An 8,361-nucleotide genomic window follows, 5' to 3' on the forward strand; every position below is an offset into this window, starting at 1 on the left:
CTTAGCCTCCCAGCTTACTCTTATCGCGCACAGCACCTTTATCGGCGCTGGTCGCGAGCGATGCATAGGCGCGCAGGGCAAACGACACGTCGCGCTGACGGTTCATCGGCGTGTAAGCTGCGTCGCCACGGGCTTCCTGCTCTTCACGGCGGGCATGCAGTTCATTATCCGGTACGGCCAGTCTGATACCGCGGTTTGGGATATCGATATCGATGATATCGCCATCTTTCACCAGCGCGATGGTGCCGCCGTTAGCGGCTTCAGGTGAGGCGTGACCAATTGACAGGCCAGAGGTGCCGCCAGAGAAGCGACCGTCGGTGATCAGGGCACAACTTTTACCCAGCCCCATCGACTTCAGGTAAGTGGTGGGATACAACATTTCCTGCATGCCCGGCCCACCTTTTGGCCCTTCGTAGCGGATCACAACCACGTCACCCGCTACCACTTTGCCACCGAGGATAGCTTCCACAGCGTCATCCTGGCTTTCATAGACTTTAGCCGGGCCGCTGAACGTCAGAATCTCTTTATCGACGCCCGCGGTTTTTACGATACAGCCATCTTCGGCAATGTTGCCGTAGAGCACGGCCAGACCACCATCCTGGGAATAGGCATGTTCGCGCGTACGGATACAGCCTTCAGCGCGGTCATCATCCAGCGTGTCCCAACGGCAACTTTGCGAAAACGCCTGAGTCGTTCGAATACCGGCTGGACCCGCACGGAACATGTCCTTCACCGCCTGATCCTGAGTCAGCATGATGTCGTACTGATCGAGCGTTTCACGCAGGCTCTGCTGCAGAATGTTACGGGCGCTGGTGTCAATCAGCCCGGCACGATCCAGCTCGCCGAGAATACCGATGACGCCACCCGCACGGTGCACATCTTCCATGTGATATTTCGGCGTGCTCGGTGCCACTTTGCACAACTGAGGAACTTTGCGTGACAGGCGATCGATATCAGAGATGTTAAAGTCCACCTCACCTTCCTGCGCGGCGGCCAGCAAGTGCAGAACGGTATTTGTAGAGCCGCCCATGGCGATATCCAGCGTCATGGCATTTTCAAACGCGGCTTTGGTGGCGATGTTGCGCGGCAGCATATTCACATCATCCTGCTCGTAATAGCGTTTGGTCAGGCTGACGATGCGCTTACCGGCGTTAATGAACAGCGCTTTACGGTCGGCATGGGTGGCCAACAGTGAACCGTTACCCGGTTGTGACAGGCCGAGGGCTTCGGTCAGGCAATTCATTGAGTTTGCGGTGAACATGCCCGAACAGGAGCCGCAGGTTGGACAGGCGGAGCGTTCAATCTGCTCGCTGTCAGCATCGCTGACGTTCGGGTTAGCCCCCTGGATCATGGCATCCACCAGATCCAGCTTGATGATCTGATCGGACAGTTTGGTTTTACCGGCTTCCATTGGGCCGCCGGAAACAAAGATCACCGGAATATTCAGGCGCAGTGCGGCCATCAACATGCCGGGGGTGATTTTGTCGCAGTTTGAAATGCAGACCATGGCATCAGCACAGTGCGCGTTCACCATGTACTCGACAGAGTCGGCAATCAGCTCACGTGAAGGCAGAGAATACAGCATGCCGCCATGGCCCATGGCAATACCGTCGTCCACCGCGATCGTGTTGAACTCTTTGGCCACGCCACCTGCCGCTTCGATTTGCTCGGCAACCAGCTTACCCAGGTCACGCAGGTGTACGTGGCCCGGCACAAACTGGGTGAATGAGTTAACGACGGCGATAATCGGTTTGCCGAAATCATCGTCGGTCATTCCTGTTGCGCGCCAGAGGGCACGGGCACCAGCCATGTTGCGGCCGTGGGTGGTGGTAGCGGAACGGTACTTAGGCATGCTCTTTACTCCAGTCAAAATAAGATCGCGGACATCCAGCGACATCCGCGCAAGGTCTGGTTATGCGTTAACCGGGTCCAGCCAGCCCCATTTGTCTTCGGTCTCGCCGGTAAACAGGCCAAAGAATGCCTGCTGAATGCGTTTGGTGACGGGCCCACATTTGCCTTCGCCAACCTGAATGCGATCCACGCTGCGTACCGGGGTGATTTCTGCCGCCGTGCCGGACATAAAGACTTCGTCAGCCAGGTACAGAGATTCACGAGACAGTGCCTGTTCACGCACTTCGATGCCCATATTACGCGCCAGCGTGATGATGGCATCGCGGGTGATGCCCGGCAGTGCAGAGGAGGTAAACGGCGGGGTAAACAGCACGCCATCTTTCACTTCAAACAGATTTTCGCCTGCGCCTTCTGAAATCAGGCCATTGGTATCCAGCGCAATGCCTTCCTGATAGCCATGGCGGCGCGCCTCACTGCCTACCAGCAGGGAAGACAGATAGTTGCCGCCCGCTTTTGCTGCGGTTGGCAATGTGTTTGGCGCAACGCGGTTCCATGAAGACACCATGGCATCAATGCCGTTTTCCAGCGCTTCAGCGCCCAGGTAAGCGCCCCACGGGAAGGCTGCAACAATCACATCCGTGGTGAAGCCATCCGGCGGGTTCACGCCCAGACCGACATCGCCCACGAAAGCCAGCGGACGGATGTAGGCGCTTTTCAGGTTGTTCACGCGAATCACTTCACGGCAGGCTTCCATCAGTTCATCAACGCTGTGCTTGATCGGGAAACGGTAAATTTTGGCGGAATCGTGCAGACGCTGCATGTGCTCGCGGTGACGGAAGACGACCGGGCCTTTGTGTGAGTCGTAGCAGCGCACGCCTTCAAATACCGAGGTGCCGTAATGCAGAGCGTGAGACATCACGCTGACTTTCGCCTCTTCCCACTTAACCATTTCGCCGTTGAACCAAATGAAATCTGCTTTCTTGGTGCTCATTATTATTTCCTTTCGCGACTACGCGCGGATTTGTTGTGATGTCTGTTGTTGAATCTGGACGCAGGCGACATCCATCAGTTTGCTTAACTGGGAAGACAGTAAATCGACAGAGCGCTGGCTGGCAACGGTCATTTCGATATTAATGTTTTCGGCGTTAGCCACAGTCGCCATGTTCATTGAACACACCTGAAAGCCACGATGGCGTACTACACGTAAAATGCGTTCCAATATTTCAGGTCGAAAGCGCGCTTCGATAGACAATTGATGCTGGTTCATACGGTTTTCTCCATCATGTTGGCGTTGCTGGCACCGGGCGGTACCAATGGCCAGACGTTTTCATGCTCATCAATTGACACGTGCAGGAAATAAGGACCTTCACTGTTCAGCAGAGCATCGATTGCGGCGTCGACCTGATCTTTACGGGTGATTCGCTGGCCCGGGATATCAAATGCGCTGGCCAGCGTGAGGAAGTCGGGGTTATCGGTCAGGATGGTTTCACTGTAGCGACCGTCAAAAAACAGCTGCTGCCACTGGCGAACCATGCCCAGACGCTGGTTATCCAGCAGCAGAATTTTCACAGGCAGTTTGCCACGCTTAATGGTGCCCAGTTCCTGAATATTCATCATGATCGAGCCGTCGCCCGAGACACAGATGACGGTATCGTGAGGGCGCGCAACCTGTGCGCCGATTGCCGCAGGCAGGCCAAAGCCCATGGTGCCTAAGCCACTGGAGGTGATAAAATCTTCAGGCGCGTCACAGGCTATATGCTGGGCCGCCCACATCTGATGCTGACCTACGTCGGTGGTAACAACAGTGTTTGCCGGTTTGCGATCGGACAATTGTTTCAGTAATAACGGCGCATAGATGGCTTCACCGGGATGATCGTAGCGCCACGCATGCTGTGCTTTCAGCGCCATGACTTCGTCGCGCCACGCCTGAATCTGTAAAGGCTGGCTCAGGGCCGGCAGGACATGGTTGAGATCGCCTTGCAGCGACACATGTGCACGGCGCAGCTTATTCAGTTCTGCAGGGTCCACATCCAGATGGATCACGCTGGCCAGCGGGGCGAAGGTGTCCAGTTTACCGGTGACGCGGTCGTCAAAACGGGCACCCACCGCGATTAACAGGTCGCAGGACTGGACGGCCAGATTAGCGGCCTTAGTGCCGTGCATGCCCAGCATGCCCAGATAACATTCGCTGTCGGCATCCACACTTCCCAGGCCCTTCAGCGTGGCAACAGCGGGAATGCCGGTTTCCTGCATCAACGCGCGCAGTGCCGGTACCGCTTGCGCCATGCCGACGCCACCGCCGACATACAGCATAGGTTTTTTGGCCTGCGCCATCATTGCCCGCGCGTCAATAATTGCCTGATGCGGCATCGACATCGCTTCTTCCACCGGCATCAACTGCGGTGAAGGTTCCCCTTTTGCCAGCTGAATATCCTTTGGGATATCGACTAATACCGGCCCGGGGCGACCCGACTGCGCAATGGCGAACGCCTCGGCCATCACGGAAGGCAAATCATCCAGCGATTCAACCATGAAGCTGTGTTTGGTGCAGGCTAACGACAGACCGAGAACATCGATTTCCTGAAAGGCATCCGTACCGATGAAGGCAGAAGCGACCTGACCGGTCAACGCGACAACCGGCACGGAGTCCATCATGGCATCAGCCAGGCCGGTGATCAGATTTGTTGCACCGGGGCCCGAAGTGGCAATGCAGACACCGGTTTTACCGGTTGAACGGGCATAGCCGATTGCGGCCATCACCGCGCCCTGCTCGTGACGGCACAACAGGTGTTCGACGCCGCCGTCGTATAGCGCATCGTACACTGGCATGATGGCGCCGCCAGGGTAACCAAATACGGTATCAACGCCTTGTGCGCGTAAAGCCTGAACTACCCATTGTGCACCTGTCATCGTTATTCTCCTGTCGCCTGAGGGGAACAACAGAATTTTATGCTACTGTTCATTGTTTGTTCCTTGCAGATTTACTGAATTTTGCCAGGTCAAAAAAAAACCCCCGGACCTTTCGGTGCGGGGGGTTTTTTAGAGTTCTGGCTTGATTTTTAAGCCTTTCTTGCTCCAAGCGTTGCCCCGCACAGTGGGTTAATAATCACCACCACGCTAATCACGACAAGGCTAATCACTAGTAGAAGGGCTTTCATAACGTATTCGATTCTTTAACTCGTTCGAAGTAATGCCTACAGAGTTATCATAGTTAGTAGGCTAATTACAATATTTTTTATCAGGTTTTTTATTGCGGCCCATTGCGTTCTTTCGTTATCAATTTGTAATTAAAAGATTATTTTATTGAGCCCCGACTTTGACAAAAAAACCATGCCGATGCGGTTATACCGCGTTCAAAGTCCGGTTCCACAAAAAAAGCGTGCGGATGTATAGTGCGCAAAAAAATCACGGCGCAGCTTACATTTTGTCCTTTTGGCCCTCGCCGTCATTGAAGCGCCAGGGCAGACTTGCCGCATTTGGGAGCGGCCATGTCTTTGTCAAAAGTTCTGACACGTGCAGCCATCGGGGTTGATGCGCCGCTGGTGACTATTGAAGTCCATATCAGCAACGGATTGCCTGCCCTGACGTTGGTGGGCTTACCGGAAACTACCGTCAAGGAGGCACGCGAACGTGTCCGTAGCGCCATCATTAACAGCGGCTTTGACTTCCCTGCCCGGCGAATCACCATCAATCTGGGCCCGGCCGATCTGCCTAAGGAAGGCGGGCGCTACGATTTGCCCATGGCTGTCGCCATTCTGGTCGCGTCTGAACAGCTCCCTGCAGAGAAGCTGGGCGGATATGAGTTTCTGGGCGAGCTGGCGCTAAACGGCGCTCTGTGTGGTGTACAGGCCGCCATTCCGGCTGCCCTTGCGGCGATTAAAGCTGGCAGGCAGTTGATTCTCTCAGCAGAAAACCAGACTGATGTGGGTTTAATCCGTAAAGGCTCAACGCTGGTAGCCGCCCATTTGATCGACGTTTGTGCTTTCTTACACAACAGGGGTGAACTCACGATTGCCACCGCCCACGCCGATAACACCGACGAAATCACAGACGATCTTCGCGATATTGTCGGGCAGGAACAAGGACGCCGTGCCTTGGAGATCACGGCGGCCGGTGGACATAACCTGATGCTGATCGGACCGCCAGGCACAGGCAAAACCATGCTTGCCACTCGTTTACCGGGCATCATGCCGCCATTAAGCGATCAGGAGGCCTTAGAATGCGCAGCGATAGCCAGCCTGAGTAATGCGGGCCCTGTGCATCATTCATGGCGTAAAAGGCCGTTCAGGGCCCCTCATCATAGTGCTTCACTGTATGCGCTCATTGGCGGTGGCGCATTGCCCCGTCCCGGCGAGATCTCGCTGGCCCATAATGGAGTGCTTTTTTTAGATGAATTGCCTGAATTCCAGCGCAGCGTTCTGGATGCATTGCGCGAACCCATTGAGTCCGGTGAAGTCGCGATTTCGCGAGCCAGGGCTAAGGTGGTTTACCCTGCACGTTTTCAGTTAGTCGCTGCGATGAATCCCAGTCCGACAGGACACTATCAGGGACAGCATAACCGCACCTCGCCGCAGCAGATTTTACGCTATCTCAGCAAACTTTCCGGCCCCTTTCTTGATCGCTTTGATCTGTCGCTGGAGGTGCCATTGCTACCGCCGGGACTGTTAGGCCAGCAACAGCAGACGGGAGAAAGTTCTGTGGCGGTACGCGAGCGCGTGCTTGTTGCCCGGCAAAGACAGATAGCGCGTTCAGGAAAAATCAACGCTCATTTAGCTAATGCGGAGGTATTACGGTGGTGTGCGCTTTGTTCTGCGGATGCGAAGTGGCTGGAGTCTGTTTTAAATCAGTTGGGCTTATCAGTCCGGGCTTGGCAGCGGATCCTGAAAGTGGCGCGCACGGTGGCCGATTTGGCCGGTGAAGAGACGATCAGCCGTTATCATTTGCAGGAAGCCGTCAGTTACCGAAGCATTGACCGCCTCATGACCTATCTTCATAACAACCTGCAGTAAAAAGGGGCTTTCGCCCCTTTTCATTAATCGTCGCTTTCTGTGTAGTCTTCAACGGTATCCATTTGTGGCTTACCGCCTGACAGCGTGTGAAAACGCTTAGGACGCTTGATACGGGTCATGTATTTGGACCAGACACGTTCTGCTTCCGTCTGCGGCTCACGGACACCACGACATACCTCGATGAACAAACGCTCTTCTTCTGTCGCTGGTTCACGTTTGGCAAGATCCAGCTCATTAAACGCGACGCCGTGGCGTTCAAGTAGCTGTGCTTCTTTAATCGTAAAGTCCCCATGACGCGAAAATCCGCGTGGGTAATGTTTGTTATCAAAGAAACGATTTTCCGTTGAGAAGCTTTCCGCCATGTTACACGCTCCTGTTTCTCTTATGGCCGTGCTATTTATGGCGCGGAGTATTAGATACGCTTGACAGAGTGTAAAACAAAACATTTAAATCTATACGACAAACAAATTTTGGGAGAAGGCTGTGGATACGGAATTACTGAAAACTTTCCTGGAAGTGAGCAGAACTCGCCATTTCGGGCGTGCTGCAGAAGCACTTTACTTAACGCAGTCTGCTGTCAGTTTTCGCATCCGCCAGTTAGAAAACCAACTGGGAGTGAATCTTTTTACCCGACACCGCAACAACATCCGTTTGACCTCGGCAGGTGAGCGTCTTTTGCCTTACGCGGAAAGTCTGATGAACACCTGGCTTATGGCGAAGAAAGAAGTGTCTCACACGCAGCAGCATCATGAGCTGTCCATTGGTGCCAGCGCCTCACTTTGGGAAGCCTATCTGACGCCATGGCTTCAGACACTCTACGAAAACAGGGAAAGTCTGCACCTGGAAGCGCGCGTGGCGCAGCGTCATTTGTTAGTTAAACAGTTGCATGAACGCCAACTGGATTTATTGATTACGACGGAAGCACCAAAGATGGATGAATTGACCAGCCAGCAGATAGGTCATATCTCGCTGGCACTGTTTCGTTCCCGGCAGACCGAAAAGCGTGAGAAATATAACTATATTAAGCTGGAATGGGGCGCGGACTTTCATCAGCACCAAAGTTATCTTTCCGGCGGGGACGATGTTCCGGTATTAACAACGACATCAGCACAGGTGACGCGTGAATTGTTGCACACGACAGGAGCCTGCGCGTTTCTGCCCGAGTTCTGGCAAAGCTTGTACAGCGACCTGATAGTGATGCCCGATACGTCTGTGGCGGTGCGGCCTTTGTATGCGGTATGGCTGCAAAACAGTGATCAGCAGACGTATATCCGTCAGTTGCTGAAGTTTCCAGTCGTGCCGAATTAAAGAGAGGGAAGAAAGCGAGGATTAAGCCAGTCTTTGCTGGCTGGTTTTCTGTTTTGCTTTTCTTAAGGCAAAAAAAAATCCTTCGCATACGCAAAGGATTTTTCTTTTTCTGGCAGGGGCGGAGGGACTCGAACCCCCAACACCCGGTTTTGGAGACCGGTGCTCTACCAATTGAACTACGCCCCTAAAAAGG

The 8,361-nt window shown here is 54.1% G+C and carries 8 protein-coding genes and 1 tRNA gene; 2 read left to right on the top strand and 7 right to left on the bottom strand.

Annotated features, from left to right (window positions below):
- Position 1: 1 nt before the first annotated feature.
- The 5 genes from ilvD to ilvL all read right to left on the bottom strand — a co-directional run bounded on the left by ilvD (position 2) and on the right by ilvL (position 5,009).
- Positions 2-1,852: a dihydroxy-acid dehydratase gene (ilvD, locus tag RAC90_RS16305; RefSeq protein ID WP_006121158.1), complete on the bottom strand. Its 1,851-nt coding sequence runs from the start codon at positions 1,850-1,852 to the stop codon at positions 2-4.
- Between the two features lie 60 nt (positions 1,853-1,912).
- On the bottom strand, positions 1,913-2,842 hold the full coding sequence (locus RAC90_RS16310) for a branched-chain amino acid transaminase (RefSeq protein WP_033738329.1): 930 nt from the start codon (positions 2,840-2,842) through the stop codon (positions 1,913-1,915).
- An 18-nt stretch (positions 2,843-2,860) separates the two neighbouring features.
- Positions 2,861-3,118: an acetolactate synthase 2 small subunit gene (ilvM, locus tag RAC90_RS16315; protein WP_006121160.1), complete on the bottom strand. Its 258-nt coding sequence runs from the start codon at positions 3,116-3,118 to the stop codon at positions 2,861-2,863.
- On the bottom strand, positions 3,115-4,761 hold the full coding sequence (ilvG, locus tag RAC90_RS16320; protein WP_006121161.1) for an acetolactate synthase 2 catalytic subunit: 1,647 nt from the start codon (positions 4,759-4,761) through the stop codon (positions 3,115-3,117). The genes ilvM and ilvG overlap by 4 nt, the downstream gene beginning before the upstream one ends.
- A gap of 149 nt (positions 4,762-4,910) precedes the next feature.
- Positions 4,911-5,009, bottom strand: coding sequence for an ilv operon leader peptide (ilvL, locus tag RAC90_RS16325; RefSeq protein WP_071785161.1), 99 nt, complete (start codon positions 5,007-5,009; stop codon positions 4,911-4,913).
- Between the two features lie 330 nt (positions 5,010-5,339).
- Between ilvL and RAC90_RS16330 the strand changes: the two genes are divergently transcribed.
- On the top strand, positions 5,340-6,860 hold the full coding sequence (locus tag RAC90_RS16330; RefSeq protein ID WP_006121162.1) for a YifB family Mg chelatase-like AAA ATPase: 1,521 nt from the start codon (positions 5,340-5,342) through the stop codon (positions 6,858-6,860).
- A 23-nt stretch (positions 6,861-6,883) separates the two neighbouring features.
- Here RAC90_RS16330 and RAC90_RS16335 read toward each other — a convergent pair whose 3' ends face one another.
- On the bottom strand, positions 6,884-7,222 hold the full coding sequence (locus tag RAC90_RS16335; protein ID WP_006121163.1) for a DUF413 domain-containing protein: 339 nt from the start codon (positions 7,220-7,222) through the stop codon (positions 6,884-6,886).
- Between the two features lie 121 nt (positions 7,223-7,343).
- On the opposite strand from RAC90_RS16335, the gene hdfR reads away from it, so the two are divergent.
- Entirely contained in the window at positions 7,344-8,168 is an 825-nt protein-coding gene (hdfR, locus tag RAC90_RS16340) for an HTH-type transcriptional regulator HdfR (RefSeq protein WP_375124553.1), read from the top strand.
- Positions 8,169-8,278: 110 nt separating this feature from the next.
- Here the strand turns inward: hdfR and RAC90_RS16345 are convergent.
- A tRNA-Trp gene (locus RAC90_RS16345) sits at positions 8,279-8,354 on the bottom strand.
- Positions 8,355-8,361: the final 7 nt, after the last annotated feature.

Origin of the sequence: Pantoea sp. CS_6 (assembly GCF_041954745.1) — a bacterium.
GTDB classification, from domain to species: domain Bacteria; phylum Pseudomonadota; class Gammaproteobacteria; order Enterobacterales; family Enterobacteriaceae; genus Pantoea; species Pantoea stewartii.